Consider the following 20,541-nt stretch of genomic DNA (forward strand, 5'->3'; position numbering starts at 1 on the left):
CATTGTTTTTTAATCGCCCGCCTGGAAGCCGGCGGCGTCCCTTTCTTTGAGGCCGCCATTTCGGGAAAGGTTAGTTTCCTATTCCGTCACCCGTTGGAGAAACTCCAGGCGGTTGCCCCAGGGGTCTTCTGAAAAGAAACGGCGGACGTCTTGGATCGCGTCATCGGCGCGGATGGGATGGCCTTCTTTTTCCAAGGCTGCGCGGACCTGGTTAAGGTCGGCGACGAGGAAAGCCGGATGGGCTTTCTTGGCGGGGCGGAAATCCTTTTCCGGACCGATGTGGATGGTCAATGCGCCGCATTGGAACCAGCAGTGGGCGCGGCCTTCCAGGGTCGATGGCATGGGGACTTCCTTTAAGCCCAGCAGCGTGCCGAAGAAGCGGCGCGCTGCGGCGGCGGCTTCCGGCCGGTCCGGCGTGGCCAGGAGGATGTGGTCTAGGGCGGTGATCATAAGGTGGGGTCGAAAAGGGAGAGGCCGGTTTCCTCGTCGCGCTTTTTTACCAGGGCTTTGGGCCACGCGGTGAGGAAAAGCTCCAGGGTGGGCCAGGCATGGGCTTCCAGGAGGTGGCCGCCGCGGGTCGTGCCGTCAGGCAGGCCGATGACGCCATGGACATGGACTTGGGGCTTTTCCCCCGCCAGGCCAATGTCTCCCAGGAGGGAGCAGACCTCCACTTGCTCGTTCACGGGGACTTCCCGGTAGGCTTTGCGCGCCGCGTCGAACCAGGCGAATCGGGCGCTGCGGAATGCGCCGATGGCCTGGAGGCGGGCGGCGTGGAGGCCTTCTTTTTCGGCGAATTCGGTGAGGCCGGAAAAGACCTCGTCTCCCTTGCCGAAGGCCAGGAGATAGTCCTTGGTTCCGTCCGGATAGGTGGTCAGCACGCGGGAGCGCAGGCCGGGGGCCAGGCCCGGGGTGACGGTTCCTCCCGGTGTGACGTAGCCGGCCGGGGCGGCTTCGGCATGGCCGGCGGCCAGATAGCCGCAGGCGGCCAGGCCGGCGCCGGTGAGCCAGGCCCGGCGGGAAAGGGCAGGGGAGATCATGGAGGTAAGATACTTCAGCTTCGCCAAAGTGACAATTTTCCAAAAAATGACTTATTTCGAATTGCGATCAGAGTCTTGTTTTCAAAGTAATTCAAGAAATGACAGGCCGGCGTTATGATCTCCCTAGATATGAAAAACAAGAATACGAACCGCAAGGCAGCCCGCCTCCTTTCCTTGATGATCTTGGGCGGGGCCCTGGTTTCTCCGTTGTCCGCGCAGGCCGCGGGCGGCGCCGGCAAGGGCTGGTTGGAAGTCCGCAATGACGCCTATGAAGCCCCTGGCTTCCAATATTCCGTCTACCGCCCGGATGGTACGGTGGCGGCCTCCCGCGTGCAGGCGGACCAGAAAGTCACTCTCGCTCCGGGCAGCTATCGCGTGGCCACGCAGCAGGCTTCCGTTAAGGCGCAAGTCAGCCGTGGCCGCACGACGGAGGTGGTGCTAAAGGCCGCCTCCTCTGCGCCGGAGTTGAACATGCTTACCGGAGAACCGATCCGGTAGGGCCTGAGATCAGGCCGCGCTCCGGGTGGAGCGCTTTGGGTTGGTACGGCCGGAGTAGTCCCCGGCCTTGGCCGCCCGTAGCTCGGCGATTAACCCGTCGAGCATGGGCGGCCTTTCATTTTTGTGAAATACGAAGACGTGATTGAGCGTGCGCGCGGGCTTCAGGGGGCGAAAGACGACGTCTCGGGGGGCCAGGCGCAGGACGGTGTCGGCGGCCAGGCAGACTCCCTCGCCGACGGCCACCATGGCCATGGCTTCCGGGTAGCGGCGCACTTCGGTGGTGATGCGGGGGCGGAATCCGCTTTTCGAGCAGAGGTCGAGGAAGTAGGAGTGAAAGGCCGGAGCGGAGGAGGCCGCCAGGACGATCCACGGTTCATGGGCGACGCTCTCCAGGGTAATTTCCCGGCGTTTGGCCAGGGGATGGTCGCCGGCCAGGACGATGTAGAGCGGCGCGGTCTTCCAGGGGATCATGTCCAGCTTGGCGGGGAGCCGGGCGGGGGCGGTGCCGATGAAGGCCCCGTCGATCTTCTTTTCTTGCAGGGCTTCCAGCTGCTGTGCGGCGTCCATCTCAAAGAGCTGAAGCTGGCATTCCGGATGGCTCTGGTGGAAACGGCGGAGGAGGTTGGGCATTTTCTCTTCCAGGAGCGCGCCGACGAATCCGATGCGCAGGCGGTCGACCTGGCCTTTCCGCGCGCGGGAGACCGATTCGACCGCCCGGTCCATTTGCTGGAGAATTTCCCGCGCCTGCTCGGCGAAAAGGGCTCCTTCCGGCGTGAGGCTCACGTTGCGGGTGTCCCGTTTCAGCAGGGATGTTCCCAGCTTGCCTTCCAGGATCTGGATGTGGCGGGAAAGGGGCGGCTGGGAAAGATGGAGGCGCCGGGCGGCCTTGACGAAGCTCAGTTCTTCGGCCACGGCCAGGAAGTATTCCAGCTCACGCGTTTGGATGCGTTCCATTTTAATTCTCGGTTTTGGAATAGTTTCTCTGTCTAATAGTGGACCGCAACCAAAACCTTTCCATGCAGGCCGCGTTCCCCCTGGTCTTTCTTGAAGAGGTCAAGAGCCTCCTGCCCTCCCGGCAGGCGGTTTTCTTCGCCTTGCAAATGGTGGGGGCGACGGCGCTGGCGCTATTCCTGGCCTACGTCCTGCAATTGGAATCTCCGGGAACGGCCGCGTTGACGGTGTGGATCGTGGGGAATCCGGCCTTGGGGCCGACGCTTTCCAAGAGTTTTCACCGCATGATCGGCACGCTGGTCGGCGCGACGGCGGCGGTGACGATCATGGCGCTTTTCGCGCAGGCGCCCGGCTTTTTCATTACGGCCCTGGCGCTTTGGATCGGCCTGGGCGCGGGGGTGGGGACGCTCCTTAGGAATTTCCGAAGCTATGGCTCCATTCTGGCGGGCTACACGGCGGCGATGGTCTGCATGGGGGTGTTGGACCATCCCCTCTCGGTTTTTCACTTCGCGCTGACGCGCGCTTCGGCGGTGATCGTGGGGATCGCCTGCGGTACGCTGGTGCCTCTTCTCTTTGCTCCCCGGCGGGCCTATCAGGAGGCCTGGATGCGGATGCGGGAGGCGGCCCAGGCCGTCCTGCGGCACGCGGACCGCGCCGTCCATCTGGACGGACTGGGATCCAACCTGGAAGCCCGCCTTTTTGCCGATGTGATGGCGCTGGAAACGGCCATTGAATTTGCCGCGGTAGAATCGCCGGGTTTCCGCCCTCATGAGCAGCAGGCCCGTGAAACGGTGGCGGCGCTCATCGGCCTGGCTACGGAGGCCGCGGCCCTGGGGCACGACCTGAGCCTCCGCCCGGCTTCGGCCTTGCAGCCGCTATTGCGGGATATGGAGGCGCTTTTCCGGGATTTTCCTTTTGAAGGGGGCGGGGAGGAGCTGGAGGCCTTGCGGAGCCGGATCAACGCCCTGCGCGGGCGCCTGGAGGGCGCGGCCTCTTCGGGGGTGTCCGCGCTTACCATGCGGCGGCTGCGGGAACTTCTGGCCTGTTTCGGCGCGGCGGCGGAAAATTGGGTCGGCGCGCGATTTTTCCCGGCGCATCGCCGCCCGGCCCGGCCCGCGTTCCATCCGAATTATCCCTTGGCTTTGCGCAATGGCATCCGGGCTTTCCTGGGCACGTTGGGAGCGGGTTGTTTCTGGATTTGGTCGACCTGGCCGGCAGCGGCAAATTTCGTCGTGCTTGTCTCGATCGTCTCCAGCCTTTTTGCCGTCGCGGGAGTGCCCACGGCCGTTGTCGGGCAGGTGCTTAAAGGGGGGCTTTGGGGTGTTTTGGCCGCTTTCCTGTGCTCTTTTTTCTTCATGCAGCAGGTCGACGGTTTCCCGCTCTTGGTGCTGTGCCTGGCGCCATTTCTTATGTTCGCGGGCTTGCTGATCTTTTCTCCCGCCACTTCCATCATGGGAGCGGGATTCAGCATCCTCTTTTTCCTGCTGCTGCCGCTCAATAACCCGAGCCATTACGATTTGATCGGCTTTTTGAACAATACCATGGCCGTGGTGGGGGGGATTGTCTGGGGGCTGCTGATTTACCATCTGATTCCGCCGCCGGATTCCCTTTCCGTCCGCGGTTATCTGGAAGGGGAGGTGCGGCGGGACCTGGAAAGACTGGCTTCCGCCCCCCGGCCGATGACCGTCGACGCGTGGCGGCACACGATGTTTGACCGCCTGCACCTCCTGCATAAGGCGGGGGCTCCGTTGGAGGGGCCGCTGGCCGCTCTGCACGTGGGCATTCACATCCTCCGGCTCCGCGCGCTGCAGGAAGCGGCGGGAAAGGAGGGCTCGCGCCTGCGGCCTGCCTTGGAAGCTTTCCGCGCGCCCGCGGGAAGGGTGGAGCGCCTGCGCGCCGCGGGGGACGGGCTGGGAGTCCTGGCTTCCGAAGGAGAAGCATGGGAGGAGGCGGCCGAACGGGTGGAGGAGTCGGCGCTTATGCTGGAGCGGGAAACTTCCTTCTTCCGCCTTGCTTAAAATGAAGGAAATCGACTTCTTCGGCGTTTATCTGCCGCCCTTCTTTGGGTTCCTGGTCCTGGCTTTGCTGGCCTTCCTGCCGATCTCGGTCTTTTTGGATGGAAGCCGCCTGGAGACGTGGGCCTGGCACCCGGCTCTTTTCAAGTTGGCGACGTTTCTCCTTCTGCTCTCCCTGGTCGGGCTGGTAATCGGAATGTTATGAAACGATGGTCCGACTACGATCCGGCTCTGCTCCGCCGCGTGGGAGTCACGGGTGGCGCGGTGCTCCTGGCCGTGCTGGCCGTTGGCCTTCTGTGGTGGAGCTACATGCTCCGCCCCTGGACGCGCGACGGGCGCGTGCGGGCGGAAATCGTGGCCGTGGCGGCCGAAATTCCGGGAAAGGTGACGGAGGTGCGCGTGGCGGACAACCAGTTCGTCCATAAAGGGGACGTCCTCTTCGTCGTCGATCCGGAGGATTACCGGCTGCAGCTGGCGCAGGCGGAGGCGACCTGTGAAGCCCGCCGCCAGCAGATGGAGATCCGCCAGGCCGACGCCGCGCGGCGGCGGCAGCTCAGCGTGGAAGCGGTCTCCCAGGAGGAGCGGGAGACCGCGGAATCGGAGGCCGCCGTGGCCGCCGCCGCGTATGCGGAGGCCCAGGCCTCCCTGGCCACCGCCCGCCTGCACATGCGGCGGACGGAGGTCCTGGCCCCTGCCAACGGCTACGTCACCAATTTCCACCTGCGCGTGGGCGATTACGCCACCCCCGGGCAGGCGAAGATGTCGGTCATCGACTCCGATTCATTTTGGATCGCCGGCTATTTCGAGGAGACGAAGATCCCCCGCATCCGGGAAGGGGACGGCGCCACCATCCGCCTGATGGGCGTGGGCGACCCGCTGGAAGGGCACGTGGAAAGCATCAGCCGCGGCATTGTCGACGCCAATGCGGGGCTGGGCCAGGGGCTGGCGGAGGTCAATCCGGTCTTCAACTGGGTCCGCCTGGCCCAGCGCATCCCCGTCCGCATCATCATCGACCGCGTGCCGTCCGGCGTGATTCTGGCCGCCGGCATGACCTGCACGGTTTCCGTGCATCACCGCCGCCATTCATGAAAACCCGTCTTGCCGGCCTGTTCCTTTCCCTGTGGCTGGCGGGTTGCGCCGTGGGGCCGGACTACCACCGGCCCACCGTGGACATGCCGCCGGACTGGGGCTGGAAGATAGCGGAGCCCGCCGACGACCGGATCAAGCCCGACTGGTGGACCTCTTTCGGCGATCCGGTCCTGAACGATTTGGAGACGCGCGCGGGCAAGGCCAACCAGCAGGTCCTGGCCGCCCTCTCCCGCATCGACGGAGCCCGCGCCACGGCCCGCATCGCCAAGTCGGAGTTCTTCCCCGAGCTGAGCCTGGACCCTTCCGCGAAGCGTTACAAAACGCCTCCCACCGTGGTGCCGCAGAATTTCACCGCCAACACCTTCACCGTTCCCCTGGATTTGAGCTATGAGATCGACCTCTGGGGGCGGGTCCGTCGTTCCTACGAGGGGGCCCAGGCCCGGGCGCAGGCCAGCGTGGCCGATTACTACAACGTGCTCCTTTCCCTGCGCGGGGAGGTGGCCATCCAGTATTTTCTCCTGCGGCAAATGGACGCCCAGCAGGAGATCTTTGAGCGTGTCGCCGCCCTGCGGCAAAAGGAGGCCGAGCTGAAGGAGGAGCGCTTCCGCGGCGGCCTGATCGCCGGCTCCGAGCTGGACCGGGCCCGTACGCAGTGGAAGCTGGCCAAGAGCCAGGCCGTGGAGGCGGCGCGCCAGCGGGAGGAGCTCCAGAGCGGCTTGGCTCTCCTGTGCGGGGAGGCGGCTCCTTCCTTCCGCATCCCTCCGGCGACCTCCCTCGGCGCTGTGCCCCGGATTCCCGTGGGGCTGCCCGCTTCCCTTCTGGAGCGGCGGCCGGACGTGGCGCGGGCGGAGCGGAAGATGCAGGCGGCCAATGCCGACATCGGCGTGGCCTACGCCGCCTATTTCCCCGCCTTGAGCCTGACGGGGGACGCGGGCTATTCCAGCTTCAAGGCGGGCAGCCTGCTGGATTGGGAGAACCGCCTCTTCCAGATCGGGCCCAGCGCGACGCTGCCCCTGCTCAACGGCGGCCGGATCGCCGCGGGGGTCAGCAGCGCCCGGGCCGCCTACCAGGCCACCTGCGCCGATTACCGGCAGACCGTCCTGGCCGCGCTGCGGGACGTGACGGACGCGCTGGACGACCTGCACCATTATGAGGAACAGGCCTCCCTCCTGCGCGAAGCGACGACCGATGCCGCGGCGACGGAGGATCTCTCCCGCCGAAATTTCCAGGGCGGCGTGACGAATTACCTCCAGGTCACGGAGGCGGAGGGCGGGCGCCTGCAGGCCCGGCTGGAAGGGGTGCGGGCGGAGGCGATGGAGCGCATTGCCTCCGTACGCCTGTTTAAGGCGCTGGGCGGGGGCTTCCAGTCCGGATCTTAATCCCGCTGTTCCAGGAAAAGCGTCTTCTGCTGGCCGGATTGGTCGACGGCGCGGGCCGCTTCCTCCAGCGTGACGCCGCTGCCCGCCGGAAGGAGGACGGTGGCGATGGCGATGTCCGCCAGCGCCCGCCGCAGGGCTTCCAGGGAATCGGCCTGGGCGGTGGCGGGATCTTTCTGCAAAAGCATCGGCTCCCATTCCCCTTCCAGGCGGTAGATGCGGCGAGCGGCGTCCAGGGGGGAGGCCAGGCAACGCTGCCGCGCCAGGCGGGCTAGGGAGACCAGGGAGGCGCTCACGGCCTCAGCCTTTCGCGGTGGCGCGGGCCGGTTCCAGGTAGACGGGGAAGCTGGGAATCTCCCCGCTGCGGCGGATCAGGGAATCGAGCAGGGGGGTGGACGACCGCGTGAGAGGCGTGCCCGGCTCCCCGGCCTGCCGCAGTTCCAGAGCCTGCTGAAGGAGGGTTTCCTTTTCCTTGGGAACGTGGACCCACTTATCCAGTGCCTTGCCGATTTGCGCGGAGGCGTCCCGGTCCGTCCGGTCGACGTAGAGGATGTCGGCCTTCTTGAGGAGGTTTTCCAAATCGGGGGTCAGGGAGGTCTCGCCGGTGATCAGCGTCTTGCCTTCGCGCGCGTTGCGGACGATCCGCAGTTCCTCCGGCCCCTTGCCTCCCGCCACGTCGGCGCAGAGGAGGGTGGTGATGGCCAGGCCGCTGGGGGACTGGTTTTGCGCCGCCGCGATGGTGGGGATCAGCTTGGCTTGTTCGGGATCGGGGACGTCCAGGGAGACGCCGACGTTGGCGTTCCACAGGGCGTCGAGGTTCTTCCCGCTCAGGCCGGGCAGGGCCAGCGCGGTGAGGGTTTCCCGGAAGGAGAGGATGTCGTGGGATCCCTGGCCGTCGAGGATCAGGGAATCGCCCACCGGCAGGAGGGAGAGGGGGGCGGAGTCGCCCACGGTGCCTTCCAGAAAGTGGGGATTGCCCACGCAGAGGAATTTGGTGGTGGGCGTTTCCAGGCTCTTGCGCTCCTCTTCCAGGCGGTTGACGCAGAGCTGGAGGTCGAGCGGCTTGATCAGGCTGTCGTCCGAGCCCTTCAGCTGGGGGTAGAACTCCCGCAGCTGGGCGCAGAGGATTTTCTGCAGGGTTTCCGTCTCCGGGGAGAGCTGCAGGCCCTTGTAGGGATCGTTGTCCAGCAGCTTGGAGATGGGCTTGAGGTTGGGATTGGCGGTGGCCTCGGCAAAGGAGGTACCGGTGATGCCGTGGTCGGTCGCCTTTTGCAGCAGGAGCTTGTGCAGGTTCGGCTTCCCCTGGCGCAGGGAGGCGTTCTCAATGGCTTGGAGGACGGTCAATTCCAGGTTGGTGCCCAGGAAGCGGTCCGGGGTGACGCGGGGCGAGGGGGAGACGGCGGGCGGCTGGCTCCAGTCCTGCGTCACGTCCAGGCCCGCGCTTTGGGACAGGGGGATGGAGTGGGGACGGGGCTTCAGCGCCTCGTTGACGTGGTCGATGATCATGCGCAGGCCGCTGCCCAGGCGGCGGCGGTCCTGCTCGTCGACTTCCATCATGATTTCCGAAGGGCGGTTCGGCGATTCGGGGTCGAGGAGGTTGTCCCAGTCCTTGTAGAATCCGGCCAGCTGCCGGGCGGCCTGGAGGACGTCGGCCTGCTTCTCGATCATGCGGTAGTGCCAGTCGGGCACGTTTTCCTTTTCGGCGGGGGAAAGGCCCAGGTGGCGGACGCTTTTCCAGAAGGCCGTCGCCTTCTTCGGCTCCAGGCCGGCGGCCAGGGGCAGCTTATTCAGGGTGGAAAGGGGCAGGCCGGTCAGCATGTGGCTGATCTGGTGCTCGTAGTCCTCCTTCGTCGCGTCGGGGACGAAGCGGGGCTGCAGGCGGCTGTATTCGGAATAGTCGCGGTCCTTGATGCCGACGCCGTCCGATTTCATGTTGCCGGTCAGGTCGCAGAAGAAGCCGGGCTTCATATCCTTCCGGCGGAAGGTGAATTTGAGGCCGCCGGCGCCTTCCACGGTCGTCTCCGGCGACTGGCCGATGAGGACTTCCCAGACGGGATAGAGCTTGGCGTCGGTGGAGGGGTCGGTCCGCATGTATTCCTCGCCGATGAAGGGGCGGCCTTCGTTCCAGGCGCGGATGAGGGGGCCGAAGCGGGTCTTGATGGGCAGGCTGTCGAGGCCCGCGTCCAGACGCTCCAGGCCGCGCACCTTTTCCAGGGCCTGGAAGGCCGGATGGGCGGCCTTGTCGGCGGAGAGCTTTACGTCTCCCCAGGCGATGATGGCTGTGCCGTCGTCCTTTTCCGTGAAATGTTCGCCGAAGGTTTCCTTTAGGATCTGGAAGGAAAGGGGATTGAGCGTCTTTTCCGCCAGCCGTTCCTCGACGATCTTGTAGACGCTGCGGCCCGCCTTGTCGGCGTCCAGGACCGTCTCGAAAAGGGCGTTTTCCGCGTTCTCCGCGAAGTTGAAAATCACGGCGCCTTCCGGCGTCTGCATGCGGCCCAGGACGCCCAGGTCGTGGGACTTGCCCATGCCCGGGGGGCCCACCGTCAGGCGCAGCTTGCGCCGGGCGTCGGGCTGGCGGGCGATGATCCCCTCCTGTTGCAGGGAGAGCATGCTGGGGTAGGGCAGTTCCCGGAGAGCCAGGCCCATGACCTCCGCGTAAGGGCGCTTGCTGTAGAAAAGGAGCGGTTCTTCCAGGGCTTCCAGGGTGGGCGGGATATAGGTCCCGTCGTCCAGGGTGCGGGAAGTGCCCATCGTGGGGTAAGGCCGTCCCGGCGCGCCCAGGGCGATGGGGTGGAGGGAAGCGTCGTCCATAAGAGAGGGTTGAAGGTAATTCGGCTATTTCGCGGGGGGATTTCCCTGAAAAAGCCCGGGATTTTGGCCTCTTGTTTCCGGGAAGGACGGGCTGGGACGGCGGGCGGCGCCAAAGGCCTGGGGACCTAGCCTGGGCAGCGGGTGGCGGCTCAAAAGGAGCGTTTCATGGGCCGCGCGGTCAAAGTCGACCTGGGGGCGGTGCTTTTCCGGGACGTGCTCCCACAGCCGGCGCATTTCTGGGAAGCGGCCCAGCCAAAGGGCGGGGGAGAAGACCTGCTCCAGGTGGCCGTTATTGCCCGCCAAAAGGAGAGGGGTGCGATGATTGTACGTGTTGAGAAGGAAATGTTCCGGGAGGAGGACCTGGCCGGACTCCCGCAGCACGGCGGCGATTTGCTCCAGGTGGCCGCCCCAGGCCGCCCGGTGCAGGGCGGTCCGTTTGTCCCGGTCTGTGACCAGCAGATGGTCCAGGGAGAGGGATTGGCCCGATTCCTTGAGAATCGCGGCGAGCCGGTCGAGGTGGCCGCTTTGCGCCGCCTGATGGAAGAGAGTCCGGCCTGAGCGGTCCTTCAGGAGGCAGTGCTCCAGGGAAAAAGGAGTGCCCGTCGTCTTGAGAATCGAGGCGACTTCGCCGATGGCGCCTTTTCCGACGGCCAAGTGGAAGGCGGTCGATCCGTTGCTGTCCCGGAGGAGGAAGTGATCCAGGGAGAGCCGGTGCCTTTGGGAGAATTCCTGCAGGCGATGCTCCGCAATGGCGCCGTGGAGCCGTTGCCGCGTCTCCTCGTTCAACGGGAGCGGAGTTTTGAATGGGAAAAGACGCATGGAGCTAGGAGGAGCGTTCGCGGCGGGGAGAGTCCTGGACCGGCAAGGGGGAGGAGGGGCGCGCCGCCGTGCGGAAGGAGTCCTTTTCCAGGAGCGGAAGGGTCCGTTTTAGGAGGAGAGTTTCATGCAGCCATTCCTGGAAGGGGATTTGGCCCCGCTTGGCTTCCGGGACGTGGTTCCAGAGGGCCAGCATTTCCGGCGCCCGGCCCGCCCACCGGGCGGGGACGAAGACGCGGTCGAGATGTTCGCTCAGGACGGCCCGTTCCAGCGGGGTGGCTCCCTGCTTGTCCGGGAGGAGGAGCAGGGCGGAGGTGAAAGGCGTTTTTCCGGCAGGCCGCACGATCTCCTCCACCTGGTCGAGGCAGCCGCGGGAGGCCGCCCAATGCAGGGCGGTTTGGCCGAATTGGTTCGGCCGCAGAAAGTGGTCCAGCTCCAGGACCTGCCCCGACTTTTTCAGCAGCGCGGCGATCCGGTCCAGCTGGCGTTTATTGGTGGCCCAATGGAGGAGGGTGTTGTCCGCCCCGTGATCGGCCAGGACATGGGAGAGGGTGAGGGTTTCGTCCGATGCCTGGAGCAGGGAGGCCACCTGATTCAGGTTTCCTTTGTCGGCGGCGAGCTGCAGCGCGGTGTTCCCTAGATGGTCCTTGGCCATGAGGTGATCGAGGGAAAGCGTCTCCCCGTTTTTCCGGAGATGGGTGGCGACGGTCGTGAGCCAGCCGCATTCCGCCGCCTTCGTCAGCGGGGTTCCCGACGGGGTGTCGGTGAGAAAGTGCGCCAGGGAAAGGCGGCGATGCCTGAAAAAATGGGAAACGCTCCCCTCCTGGATGGCGTGCCGCAGGTCGAGGGCCGCGGCCACGTCGGCGGGCGGGGTGAATTTGGAATCGGAAGGTTCCATGCCTAGGGGGTTCGTCCCTGCGCGGGCGGGGTCTTTTGCTCCGGCGGCTCCAGTTCCGTGCGCCGGGCCGTGCGGAAGGCCTCCGGGGCAAGGAGGGCGATGGGCCTGCGGCTCAATAAGAGAGTCTCGTGCAGGAGTTGCTCGAAGGGGGCCTGGCCCTGCTTGGGAAGGGGCACGTGGCTCCAAAGGCGGCTCATCTCCTGCGGCCGTCCCACCCACAGGGAGGGCTGAAAAACGGTGGCCAGATGGCCCGCGCTGGCGGCGAGGCTTAACGGCGTGTCGCCGTGCTCCTCTTCCAAAAGGAGGTGGTCGGCGGAAAGGGTTTCCCCCGTTTTCTGAAGGATGGAGAAGGCCTGGCCGATGTGGCCGCGGCTCACGGCCTCGTGCAGCGGCGTCGAGCCGCCCTTGTCCGGGGTCAACAGGTTGGCCAGGGTCAGCTGCTGGCCGAATTCCTTGAGGACGGAGGCCATCTGGTCCAGATGCCCGGTCCAAGCGGCGCTATGGAGCGGGGTCATGTCCATGATCGACTTGGCCAGCACGTGGCCGATGAGCAGGGGCTCCTTCGCCTCCTTGAGGACGGCGGCCAATTGGTCCATCTGCCCGGCGAAGGCGAGCTTGTGCAGCGGGGTTGTGCGGTCGTTCCACTGCTGCAGTAGGAAGTGGTCGATGGAGAGGGCGTGGTTTTTGGCGAAGGCGGGCAGGTGGCCCTCGTCGATGGCCTTGCAAAGCCGTTTCCGGGTTCCCTCGTTCAAGGCGGGGCGGGTTCTTAGGGAAAAAATCCTCATGCCTTGCTCCGGGCGCCGGGCGCGTGGGCGTTTTCCAGGGCCGGAATGGAAAGGGCGGGGCGCACGGCGGTGCGGAAGGCGCCGGGGTCGAAGCGGGGACGGCCGGGCAGGCTAAGCAGGGCCGTTTCGTCGCAGATCTGCCCGAAATCGATTTGGGACCGGTGTTTTTCCGGGACATGGCTCCACAGCTGGAGCATGGCCGGCAGGCGTCCTTGCCAGAGGGTCGGCTGGAAGATTTGGTCCAGGACTTGGCGTTGGATGGCCAGGTCCAGGGTGGTCTGGCCAAGGTTGTCCTTTAGGAGCAGCTGCTCCGGCAGGACGGCCTGGCCGGAATCGCGCAGGATGCGGGAAACCTGGCCAAGGGCCTTGAAGGCGACGGCCCAAAACAAGTAATTCCTGCCACCCTTATCCGTGGCCAGGAAATGCTCCGAGGAAAGGGGCTGGCCGGAATCCTTTGCCAGAAGGGCGGCGTGTTCGAGGCCGCCTTTGCAGAGGGCCCAATGCAGCGGGGTTTGACCGTCCTGGCCGGGGACAAGGAAGTGCCGCGGGGAAAGGGCTTGGCCGGAGGCCTTCAAGAGGGAGGCGATTTGTTCGAGCCGCCCGACGGTGGCCGCCAGCCATAGCGGAGTGTCCCCCTCTTTGTTCGGGACCAGGAAATGATCCGGCGACAGGGGATGTCCGGCCTCTTTGAGAGCGCGGGCTATTTGGTCGAGGCCGCCGCTGAGAACCGCCTTGTGAAAGAGGGTGTCGCCGTTTTTGCTTCGGATGAGAAAGTGTTTGGGAGAGAGCGCGTATGTCTGGCCTAGCAAGGGCAGCTCTTCCATCTGCATGGCCGTCAGCAGGCGGCTGAACGTCTTCCTGCTAAGGGGCAGGGACTTTTTCTTGGGTGATTTGCCGAAGGAGAGCATGGAGTCCCGTTATGGAGCTTGCTGGAGGGCCGCGGTGGAGGGCGTCTCCAGGCCGGCGATGGTGGTCCGTGCCGCCGTGCGGAAGGCGGCCGGGCTTTCGCTTGGAAAATTTAAAAGGCCCATGGGATTTCTTCCGGTTCAGCGCTCGTTCGCCTTTTCCTGGTTTTCGGCCGCCAGGATCATGGCCCGCTCGGCGCGGCGGAACTGGGCCTGCTTGGAGGAGGCCGGGACGGCGACGAAGCTCTTGCACGCGCGCATCTTCCCCAGGAGGGCTTCCAGCATCTGGCTGGAGACGTGGGCCGGGTCTTTTCCGTGGGTGACGTCGATGCGCTGGGTGGGACGGACGGTGCGGACGTTGGCCGCCAGCTTTTCCATGGGGGTGTTTCCCTTGCGGTTGAGGATGGCCACGTCGGTGGTGACCAGGTCGCACGCGGAAAAGAGGTGCTCGAAGGCGGCTTTGGACGCGGTGTCGTCGTAAATATCCCCGTCGGAGATGATGTGGAGGTGGGTGAAGCCGGTGACGGCGTCCGGATGGGGCTTCTTGGCCCCCAGGGTGGAGGCGGTCCATTGAAGGGCGGGGGCCAGCGTGGTGCCGCTGGAGAGGCCCTCCTTGAGTCCGGCGAAGGTCTTGCCGATGGTGAGATGGTCGTCCCCCGGCTTGGCGATGAGGAAGGGCTGGGGCGGACCCCAAATGCCGACGTAGGTGTCGATGCCGGAGCCCTTGTTCCCGCGGTTGAGGAGGCGCGTGGCCTCGTAGAAAATAATGGCGGTTTGGAGGGCCCGCTCCTCCGGCGTGGGGAGCTTGCCTTCTTCCCCCCAGGACCAGGAGCGCATGCTGCCGGAGCCGTCGATGAGGATGACGGCGTCGATGCTGGAGGGCTTGAACTTTTCGTGGTCGGCGCGGAATAGGTGGTAGTCCCGCAGCTGGACGTTGCCGGAGAGCTTTTTCTCGCCCAGCTGGTCCCAGGCCTTGGGCAGAAAGCGTTCGAAGTCCCCGTCGGCGGGGAGGAGCGTGCGCTGGCGGGAGGGAGCCTGGATGCTTTGCAGCTGTTTTTCCTGGATCTGCTTCAGCTGTTGGGCGACGAAACGGATGGGCCCCGCCAGGCGGGCGACTTCGGCGGCGTAATCCTCCCAGCTGCCCACGGGCAGCTCGTCGATGCCGGGGCCGGCGCTCATGGACTGGGCGCTGGTGGCGCGGAGATCCTGCGCCTGCTTTTCCCGTTCCTCCCGGGCCCGGTCCTCCGCCTTGGCTTGTTTTTGCCCTTCTTCGATTAGTTCGCGGAGGGTCTTCTCCTCGTCCGCCTCCTGCTTCGGGCCGGACTGGTCTTTATCTTCTCCCGGCGCGGTTTCCGCGTTTTCCTGGTCGGGCGTGCGGGGCGGGAGCTGGGGGCTGGGCTGCTGGCCGGCGCCTTCGACTTCGAGGGTTTCGCCTCCTTCCTCCTCTTCCCCCATGCCGCCGGAGCCGGAGTCTTGCTCCTCCCCGCCGCCGCCGCGGCCTTGGCCCTGGGAGTTTTGCTGTTCCTGGGACGGGTTCTGTTGAAGCTTCTTTTCGATCTCCTCCTCCTTGGCGTCGAGGAGTTCCTGGGCGAAGGGGGCGGCGTAGTCGTCCCAGATGCGGTCGATGATTTCGTTGCGCCGGCGGCAAAGATCCAGCGTTTTGGCGGCGTAGTAGTCCTGGCCGTAGCCCCGTTCCCACACGCGCAATTGGAGGTCGGGCTGGAGGGAGGCCAGGGTGTGCAGCCGCTCGGCCAGTTCACGGTAGGGCGGGACTGCGGAAGGGCCCGCACCGGGGCGGGTGATGCGGTCCACCTCCACGCCGCTTTGCGTCCAGCCCTCCCGGGTGTCCTGGAACAGCCCGTTGCGGGAGAAAAAGGCCATGTTTACGGCGTGGCCCAGGTTGGCCAGATCCCCTTTGGGGCCGGTCGGGAAGGCTTCGGCCTTTTGCGAGATGAGGAGTGTCTCGATGTAGTTGAGGGAGGTGCCGTAGTGCTGGGAGACGCCGTCGAGCCGTTCCCCTTGGATGGCGGCGTAGCGGTTGACGCAGTTGTCCTCCGCGGGATTGGTGATCCCGTGGCGGAGTTTCCATTCGGTGTCGGCCAGGCGCAGTTCCTTGTACTCGTCCTGGGTCAGGGGGCGGGTCTTGCCGGTTTTCTTGAGCGCGGCCATCTTTTCCCGCAGGGCGGTCATGGCCGGGGGGAATTCCTTGCTCAGCAGGCTGTGGGCGATCTCATGGACGACGATGGAGCGGCTGTGCTCGAAGCCGAAGATGAGGGTGTTGAGGAAATCGATGTTGATCCGCTTTTCTTCGGGCAGGAAGCAGTACCAGCTCCCCGGCGGCCCCCAGCCGAGCCGGACGGAATCGTTCACGAGGTCCAGCAGGAGGCTGGCGCTTTGGATTTTCTCGAAATTGGCGCGCGGGGACTGGATGGCCTGCTTCCAAAGCGGGCTTTCTTTGAGGGTAGGGGCCCGGCGGTTTTCCGGCCACGCCTGCATGGCGTCCGGCTGCTGCTGAAGGTGGCTGAAGAGGGCGCCCCAGGCCAGGGCATTGGCGGGGGAATTGAGGTCGGGCGGGATGTCTACCTGGCCGTTTTGCAGGGCGTTCTGGATGTTTCCCAGTTCCGGCAGGTTTTCGCCGCCGGGCAGCTCCTTCTCCAGCCGGAGCAGAAAATTGGCGAGGAACTCCCTTGAAACCTGCTTGGTCTTGAACGCGTTAAAGAGATCGGAACGCAGGCGCGTCAGCGGCTCGGCACGGATCTCTTCCAGGGGCTTCATACGGTTGCTACCTAATTCGGCTATTTTTGGCCGGGCACGGCTTGCTCTGATGGGCCAAAAGAGAGAAAATCGCTCCATGGGCAACGATGGACCGGACGGCACCAGTCTGGGGCACGTCCATATCAATCCGGAGGTTTCGCAAAAGGAGGAGATCCCGAAGGACGAGGATTTGGCCCTTTTCCTGGAAAAAAAGATCGAGGAGGAGATCAACCTCCTCCTGGGCAGTTTTCCCACCGCCGTCCGCCATCTGGTGATGCGGGCCCTCATGGCCTTGGTGGCCCAGGAGCGCGCCGCTTTTGGCCGGGGGGCGTACCGCTTCCAGCAGGGGCAGCAGATTCTTTCCGTCCCGGGGCATTCCCCGGCGGAATTCGGTTTTGAGGAGGGGGAGATCCTCGACATCCGCCGGGACCAGGCGGTGGCGATCTATTTTGAAAACCGGATCATGAAGGAGATCCGGGCCCTGGCGGCGATGGACGGCCAGGAGGCGCAAAAACTGATCGGCTATCTTCACAGCATCATCGGGCTGGAGCGGGCCAACCGTGTCACTCCGGCGGAGGCGCGGCTCCAACTGCGGACGCTGGACGAGAAGGTCCGCATCAACTGGCTGCGGGAAGGGCTGGCAGCACTTTTGAGCGCCCATCACTCCCACGAGGTGCCTCATCCGGAGGCCGAGCCGGAGCGGGACCACTCCCAGGAAGGCCCCACGCCTTAAAAGCCGGTGCGCCTCCGGCCGCTTTATGCTAGGGTCCGCCCTCCATGGCGAAGGCATTTAAAGATCTGACGGCCCAGGAGGTTTTAGCCCTGGCCATCTCCCAGGAAGAGGAAGACGGGCGCATTTACGGCGAGTTTGCCCAGCGAGTCCGGGAGGATTATCCGGAGACCGCCGCCGCTCTCCTGCGCATGCAGGAAGAGGAGGCGGGCCACCGCAACCGCCTGATCGACGTCTACCGGAAGCGTTACGGGGAGCACATCCCCCTGGTGCGCCGCCAGGACGTGCGCGGCTACTATTCCCGCAAGCCGCTCTGGCTGGCCAAGATCCTGACCGTCTCCCTGATCCGGGGCGAGGTGGAGGAAATGGAGGCCGACGCCCAAGCCTATTACGCCGCGGCGATGGAGAAGACGGCCGACATCGAGGTCCGCAAGCTCCTGGGCGACCTGGCGATCGAGGAGGGCCGCCATTACGACCTGGCCTCCACCATGGAGGAACAGCAACGGGCCTCCGGCGTACGGGACAAGGAAGACGAGGCGGAGCGCCGCCGTTACGTCCTGCAATACATCCAGCCCGGCCTGGCCGGACTCATGGACGGATCCGTTTCCACGCTGGCCCCGGTCTTTGCGGCCGCCTTCGCCACCCATAGCAGCAAGACGGCCCTCCTCGTCGGCCTGGCCGCCTCCCTGGGGGCGGGCATCAGCATGGGCTTTGCCGAGGCGCTTTCCGACGACGGCGTGTTAAGCGGGCGCGGCCATCCCTGGGTGCGGGGGCTCATCTGCGGCCTGATGACGACATTGGGCGGCATCGGCCACACGCTGCCCTATCTGATCCCCGCTTTTTACTTCGCCACGTACGTGGCGGTCGCCGTGGTGGTGGTGGAGCTGGCCCTCATCTCCTGGATCCGCCACCGGTACATGGACACGCCGCTCCTGGCCGCCGCCTTCCAGGTGGTGGTGGGCGGGGCGCTCGTCTTCATCACCGGCATTCTCATCGGCGTTTCCTAAGGAAGGGCGCAAAAAAGAACCCCGCCCCTCGAACAGGGGGCGGGGCTTTGTTTTCCCGTCTTGGACGGGAAAGGGTTTAGCAATAAAGCATCGGTCCGCGGGTGTAGAGGGCGCTGGAGCCGGACCGCGGATTATTCGGCGTGTAGGGATTGTTCGTCGCCGGGCCGTCCGGGGCCGGGGTGCTGGGGTCGACGGGGCTGCCAGGCTTCGCCGGACGGTTGGGGTTGGCCGGACCGGGAGACGTTCCGCCCGGGGTGGCCGGGCTGGAGGGGGTGGCGGGCGCCGCTTGCAGGGTTCCCAGGCTTAACGCGGCCGAAAGCGCCGCGAAGGCCAGCATGCGGAGAGGAGAGAGCTTTTTCATTGGGGTCCTTTTTTAAGGTTAATCTTTTTGGGTGCGGGGAGGCTTCACGTTGAGCTTGCGGGAAGCGGCGGTCAGTTTCTCATCGGTGGCCGCCTCCTCTTCCAGGGTTTCCTGAAGCAGGGAGGCCGCCGCCCGGTCGCCCAGGAGCTGGGCGTAGGTGCGGACCGTGCCGTAACCGGCGATCTCGTAGTGTTCCACCCGCTGGGCGGCGGCGATGAGCGCCGCGTCCTTCACTTCCGGGGTGGCGTTTTCGGAGATGGTCTCGCTGCCTTCCTCGACTAGGCCCTGCATGGCCTTGCAGGTCTTTCCGGTGGGGGATTCCTCATAGCGGGAGAGGATCTCCTCCAGCCGCTGGGCGTGGACCTTCGTCTGCTCCAAGTGGGTCAGGAAACCTTTGCGCAATTCGGCCGCATGGGCGGCCTTGGCCATCTTCGGCAAGGCATCGACCAGCTGCGTTTCCGCGCTGTAGAGGTCCTTCAATTGTTCGATGAAAAGCTGCTCCAGGCTTGTGATCTTCTCCTGGCCCATGTGGGTCACCGCCTCGTAGATCGCCTGGGCTTTTTCCTTCACCCCGCGAGTCACGGTTTTGAAGGATTGCTTCTTCTTCGTGCCGCGCCGCGGCACCCGGGTTGTGGTGTGGCGTTTCTTGATCATGGATGAAAACCCGCATCGCATGTGCCTAAAGCGGCTTGGAAGGCCGCAATCCCCTTGAGGCGAAGGAATTCCGCAAGAATATCCGCCGGGGTAAGTATCATGGTTTTGTTGCAAAACGCATGAACCGGGGTGGGGGAGGGGCAATTTTGAGCGATGGCGCGGAAAAGAGGCTCTTGGCCTAAAATTTGCTTAAGAGGGGCCAATGTTTCGCAAAGCCCATCTCCGGAACGTCGCGTTCGAGGCCGCTTTGGCCTTGGGCCTGGGCGCGCCCGCATGGGCTCAGGCCCCGTTCCAGACGCCCCTTTTCGGGCATGAGCCGAAGGTGGAGGCTCCCCTCCCGCCGAATATGGCTTCCCTATTTTCTCTCCTGGCGTCGCCGCGGGAAAAGACCTTCACCGCCTTGGTCACTCCCCGGCCGGCGGTGAAAGGGGATTTTGAGGCCAAGGCGCAGGTGACCGATTTTTGGAAGCTGGCCTTCGGCCAATGGCCCGTGCCGGGGGTCGAGTTCGACCCGGACATCGTCCGGGAAGTGCCCCTGGAATTAACGACCCGCTTTGATCGCTCGCCGAGCGGCTACCACGCCACGACGAACGGTTACGCGGGATTCGGCACCGAGTCCCGGGATATGGCGCGGCAGGACTATTTGGAGGACGAGGGGGAGATTTTTGGGCCTGCTAAAATCCGTTCCGCCCTGCCCCCCCTTCAGCAAGGCGTGGAGATCGGCATCACGGTGGAGGGGCATGAAACGGCCCACGCCGTTTTTAACGAGCGGATGGCGCTCCTCGATCTTCTCACCCGCCCGGCCTGGCGGCAGAAGGGGATCCTGGCCTCTCCCGTTTCCGGCCACGGCCCGGTTTTGGAAAGCCTGCTGGAAGAGGGAGAGACGCCCTTGGAAACGATGATCCGGCAGGTGCGGCTCCAGACCGGATACGAGATGATGAATGCCGGCGAGGACGACACCGCCCTGCATGAGTATCCTCTCCTTGTCACGGAGATCCGCTCTTACCTGACCGGCCCGATCACTGACCAGATCGCCTCAAAGGCCTGGAGCCGCCTGCCCGCCACGCCCCAGGAGCTGTGGGCCGCCTACGCCAACGTGGTGGAGGAAACCCCCAAGGGCGGGGAATCGGGCCGCTACCTGGCCTCGCCGGAGGGCAAGAAGATGCGGGAGCAGTTTCCGGTCGTTTTGACCAACGAGGCGGCGCGCGATTCCCGCGTCTGGCTCAAGCGCGGCTTGAAGATGGTTCCGGAAGAGAAGCGGGCCGGTTTCTTTGAAAAAGTCCTGCCCCAGATCTATGGGGAGCTGCTGGAAGATTGGGGCGATCCCAAGGGCTTGGTGAAGATGGGCCTCCCAGCCAGCCCGGTCTACGGCATGGCCTTTGCCCATCAATTGATCTACGCCGGCCACCCCGAAAAGCCGTGGACGCAAAAGCAGTGGCAAAAGGTGGCCGCCCAGGTGGAGCCGGAGGTCTTCCAACGGGTGTGCGAGCTGGCCATCGCCCACCGTCAGTCGATCGCCCTGGACGCCTTGCTTCAGACCCCGCAGGGCCGCTCCCTGCCTCAGGACGCCAAGGACCGCTTCTACTCGGAAGCCGCCTTGGCGCAGGAGTGGGATCCGGCGGACGACCTTTTGGGCAAGCTCCAGGCCAGCCGGAACGTGCAGGCCCTGCTGGCCGCCGGAGCTCGTTATCCGGAGGCTCCCCAGCCCCAGAAAATCGACCCCGGCGTCTTCCGCCTGCCCCTGGTGCCCCGCATCCTGCTGCCGAAGGACTTCAAGCTGGCGCCCGCGCCGGAGGCGAAGGAAGCGCCGAAGCCGGCAGGCGGCTGGGTGTTTCTCCCCTGATTGTCATTTCA

20 protein-coding genes are annotated in these 20,541 nt (G+C 65.1%); 8 read left to right on the forward strand and 12 right to left on the reverse strand.

Features of this window, described 5'->3' with window-relative positions; all coding sequences use genetic code 11:
- Positions 1–78: 78 nt before the first annotated feature.
- A complete protein-coding gene (locus PW734_00555; GenBank protein MDE1169693.1) occupies positions 79–450 on the reverse strand; it encodes a hypothetical protein in 372 nt (123 codons plus the stop codon).
- Positions 447–1,037, reverse strand: coding sequence for a DNA-binding protein (locus PW734_00560; GenBank protein ID MDE1169694.1), 591 nt, complete (start codon positions 1,035–1,037; stop codon positions 447–449). The genes PW734_00555 and PW734_00560 overlap by 4 nt, the downstream gene beginning before the upstream one ends.
- Before the next feature lie 129 nt (positions 1,038–1,166).
- Between PW734_00560 and PW734_00565 the strand changes: the two genes are divergently transcribed.
- Complete coding sequence (locus tag PW734_00565) at positions 1,167–1,535, forward strand: hypothetical protein (protein ID MDE1169695.1); 369 nt, start codon at positions 1,167–1,169, stop codon at positions 1,533–1,535.
- 9 nt (positions 1,536–1,544) lie between these two features.
- Here the strand turns inward: PW734_00565 and PW734_00570 are convergent, their stop codons facing one another.
- Complete coding sequence (locus tag PW734_00570; GenBank protein MDE1169696.1) at positions 1,545–2,489, reverse strand: LysR substrate-binding domain-containing protein; 945 nt, start codon at positions 2,487–2,489, stop codon at positions 1,545–1,547.
- 38 nt (positions 2,490–2,527) lie between these two features.
- On the opposite strand from PW734_00570, the gene PW734_00575 reads away from it, so the two are divergent.
- Genes PW734_00575 through PW734_00590 form a run of 4 tightly spaced genes read left to right on the forward strand, consistent with a single transcriptional unit; the run spans position 2,528 to position 6,969 of the window.
- The gene (locus PW734_00575) at positions 2,528–4,504 is read left to right on the forward strand and encodes an FUSC family protein (GenBank protein ID MDE1169697.1); all 1,977 of its coding nucleotides are present in this window, start codon (positions 2,528–2,530) and stop codon (positions 4,502–4,504) included.
- A gap of 1 nt (position 4,505) precedes the next feature.
- Complete coding sequence (locus PW734_00580; GenBank protein MDE1169698.1) at positions 4,506–4,706, forward strand: DUF1656 domain-containing protein; 201 nt, start codon at positions 4,506–4,508, stop codon at positions 4,704–4,706.
- The gene (locus PW734_00585) at positions 4,703–5,590 is read left to right on the forward strand and encodes an HlyD family secretion protein (protein ID MDE1169699.1); all 888 of its coding nucleotides are present in this window, start codon (positions 4,703–4,705) and stop codon (positions 5,588–5,590) included. The genes PW734_00580 and PW734_00585 overlap by 4 nt, the downstream gene beginning before the upstream one ends.
- The gene (locus tag PW734_00590) at positions 5,587–6,969 is read left to right on the forward strand and encodes an efflux transporter outer membrane subunit (GenBank protein MDE1169700.1); all 1,383 of its coding nucleotides are present in this window, start codon (positions 5,587–5,589) and stop codon (positions 6,967–6,969) included. The genes PW734_00585 and PW734_00590 overlap by 4 nt, the downstream gene beginning before the upstream one ends.
- On the opposite strand, the gene PW734_00595 is transcribed toward PW734_00590, so the two are convergent.
- The 7 genes from PW734_00595 to PW734_00625 all read right to left on the reverse strand — a co-directional run bounded on the left by PW734_00595 (position 6,966) and on the right by PW734_00625 (position 15,956).
- A complete protein-coding gene (locus tag PW734_00595; GenBank protein MDE1169701.1) occupies positions 6,966–7,262 on the reverse strand; it encodes a hypothetical protein in 297 nt (98 codons plus the stop codon). The genes PW734_00590 and PW734_00595 overlap by 4 nt on opposite strands.
- Positions 7,263–7,266: 4 nt before the next feature.
- Entirely contained in the window at positions 7,267–9,777 is a 2,511-nt protein-coding gene (locus tag PW734_00600) for a hypothetical protein (GenBank protein MDE1169702.1), read from the reverse strand.
- Between the two features lie 24 nt (positions 9,778–9,801).
- Positions 9,802–10,596: an ankyrin repeat domain-containing protein gene (locus PW734_00605; GenBank protein ID MDE1169703.1), complete on the reverse strand. Its 795-nt coding sequence runs from the start codon at positions 10,594–10,596 to the stop codon at positions 9,802–9,804.
- Positions 10,597–10,600: 4 nt separating this feature from the next.
- Positions 10,601–11,491, reverse strand: a complete 891-nt coding sequence (locus PW734_00610) for an ankyrin repeat domain-containing protein (GenBank protein MDE1169704.1) — start codon at positions 11,489–11,491, stop codon at positions 10,601–10,603.
- Positions 11,492–11,493: 2 nt separating this feature from the next.
- On the reverse strand, positions 11,494–12,243 hold the full coding sequence (locus tag PW734_00615) for a hypothetical protein (GenBank protein ID MDE1169705.1): 750 nt from the start codon (positions 12,241–12,243) through the stop codon (positions 11,494–11,496).
- A 29-nt stretch (positions 12,244–12,272) separates the two neighbouring features.
- Positions 12,273–13,184, reverse strand: coding sequence for an ankyrin repeat domain-containing protein (locus tag PW734_00620; GenBank protein ID MDE1169706.1), 912 nt, complete (start codon positions 13,182–13,184; stop codon positions 12,273–12,275).
- A gap of 138 nt (positions 13,185–13,322) precedes the next feature.
- On the reverse strand, positions 13,323–15,956 hold the full coding sequence (locus PW734_00625) for a VWA domain-containing protein (protein MDE1169707.1): 2,634 nt from the start codon (positions 15,954–15,956) through the stop codon (positions 13,323–13,325).
- A 76-nt stretch (positions 15,957–16,032) separates the two neighbouring features.
- On the opposite strand from PW734_00625, the gene PW734_00630 reads away from it, so the two are divergent.
- Both PW734_00630 and PW734_00635 read left to right on the forward strand, forming a co-directional pair.
- Complete coding sequence (locus PW734_00630; GenBank protein ID MDE1169708.1) at positions 16,033–16,668, forward strand: hypothetical protein; 636 nt, start codon at positions 16,033–16,035, stop codon at positions 16,666–16,668.
- Between the two features lie 44 nt (positions 16,669–16,712).
- Positions 16,713–17,672 carry a ferritin family protein gene (locus tag PW734_00635; protein MDE1169709.1) on the forward strand — a complete coding sequence of 320 codons (960 nt, stop codon included), beginning with the start codon at positions 16,713–16,715 and terminating at the stop codon, positions 17,670–17,672.
- Between the two features lie 76 nt (positions 17,673–17,748).
- Here PW734_00635 and PW734_00640 read toward each other — a convergent pair whose 3' ends face one another.
- The gene (locus PW734_00640) at positions 17,749–18,033 is read right to left on the reverse strand and encodes a hypothetical protein (GenBank protein ID MDE1169710.1); all 285 of its coding nucleotides are present in this window, start codon (positions 18,031–18,033) and stop codon (positions 17,749–17,751) included.
- Between the two features lie 18 nt (positions 18,034–18,051).
- Positions 18,052–18,687: a ferritin-like domain-containing protein gene (locus tag PW734_00645; GenBank protein ID MDE1169711.1), complete on the reverse strand. Its 636-nt coding sequence runs from the start codon at positions 18,685–18,687 to the stop codon at positions 18,052–18,054.
- 346 nt (positions 18,688–19,033) lie between these two features.
- On the opposite strand from PW734_00645, the gene PW734_00650 reads away from it, so the two are divergent.
- Positions 19,034–20,530, forward strand: coding sequence for a hypothetical protein (locus PW734_00650; GenBank protein ID MDE1169712.1), 1,497 nt, complete (start codon positions 19,034–19,036; stop codon positions 20,528–20,530).
- Positions 20,531–20,541 lie beyond the last annotated feature (11 nt).

Origin of the sequence: Verrucomicrobium sp. (assembly GCA_028283855.1) — a bacterium.
In the GTDB taxonomy this organism is placed as follows: Bacteria; Verrucomicrobiota; Verrucomicrobiia; order Methylacidiphilales; family GAS474; genus GAS474.

Coding starts and splice junctions, on each gene's coding strand:
- PW734_00555 (MDE1169693.1), bottom strand. CDS start 450: ATGATCACCGCCCTAGACCACATCCTCCTGGCCACGCCGGACCGGCCG.
- PW734_00560 (MDE1169694.1), bottom strand. CDS start 1,037: ATGATCTCCCCTGCCCTTTCCCGCCGGGCCTGGCTCACCGGCGCCGGC.
- PW734_00565 (MDE1169695.1), top strand. CDS start 1,167: ATGAAAAACAAGAATACGAACCGCAAGGCAGCCCGCCTCCTTTCCTTG.
- PW734_00570 (MDE1169696.1), bottom strand. CDS start 2,489: ATGGAACGCATCCAAACGCGTGAGCTGGAATACTTCCTGGCCGTGGCC.
- PW734_00580 (MDE1169698.1), top strand. CDS start 4,506: ATGAAGGAAATCGACTTCTTCGGCGTTTATCTGCCGCCCTTCTTTGGG.
- PW734_00585 (MDE1169699.1), top strand. CDS start 4,703: ATGAAACGATGGTCCGACTACGATCCGGCTCTGCTCCGCCGCGTGGGA.
- PW734_00590 (MDE1169700.1), top strand. CDS start 5,587: ATGAAAACCCGTCTTGCCGGCCTGTTCCTTTCCCTGTGGCTGGCGGGT.
- PW734_00600 (MDE1169702.1), bottom strand. CDS start 9,777: ATGGACGACGCTTCCCTCCACCCCATCGCCCTGGGCGCGCCGGGACGG.
- PW734_00605 (MDE1169703.1), bottom strand. CDS start 10,596: ATGCGTCTTTTCCCATTCAAAACTCCGCTCCCGTTGAACGAGGAGACG.
- PW734_00610 (MDE1169704.1), bottom strand. CDS start 11,491: ATGGAACCTTCCGATTCCAAATTCACCCCGCCCGCCGACGTGGCCGCG.
- PW734_00620 (MDE1169706.1), bottom strand. CDS start 13,184: ATGCTCTCCTTCGGCAAATCACCCAAGAAAAAGTCCCTGCCCCTTAGC.
- PW734_00625 (MDE1169707.1), bottom strand. CDS start 15,956: ATGAAGCCCCTGGAAGAGATCCGTGCCGAGCCGCTGACGCGCCTGCGT.
- PW734_00630 (MDE1169708.1), top strand. CDS start 16,033: ATGGGCAACGATGGACCGGACGGCACCAGTCTGGGGCACGTCCATATC.
- PW734_00635 (MDE1169709.1), top strand. CDS start 16,713: ATGGCGAAGGCATTTAAAGATCTGACGGCCCAGGAGGTTTTAGCCCTG.
- PW734_00640 (MDE1169710.1), bottom strand. CDS start 18,033: ATGAAAAAGCTCTCTCCTCTCCGCATGCTGGCCTTCGCGGCGCTTTCG.
- PW734_00645 (MDE1169711.1), bottom strand. CDS start 18,687: ATGATCAAGAAACGCCACACCACAACCCGGGTGCCGCGGCGCGGCACG.
- PW734_00650 (MDE1169712.1), top strand. CDS start 19,034: ATGGCTTCCCTATTTTCTCTCCTGGCGTCGCCGCGGGAAAAGACCTTC.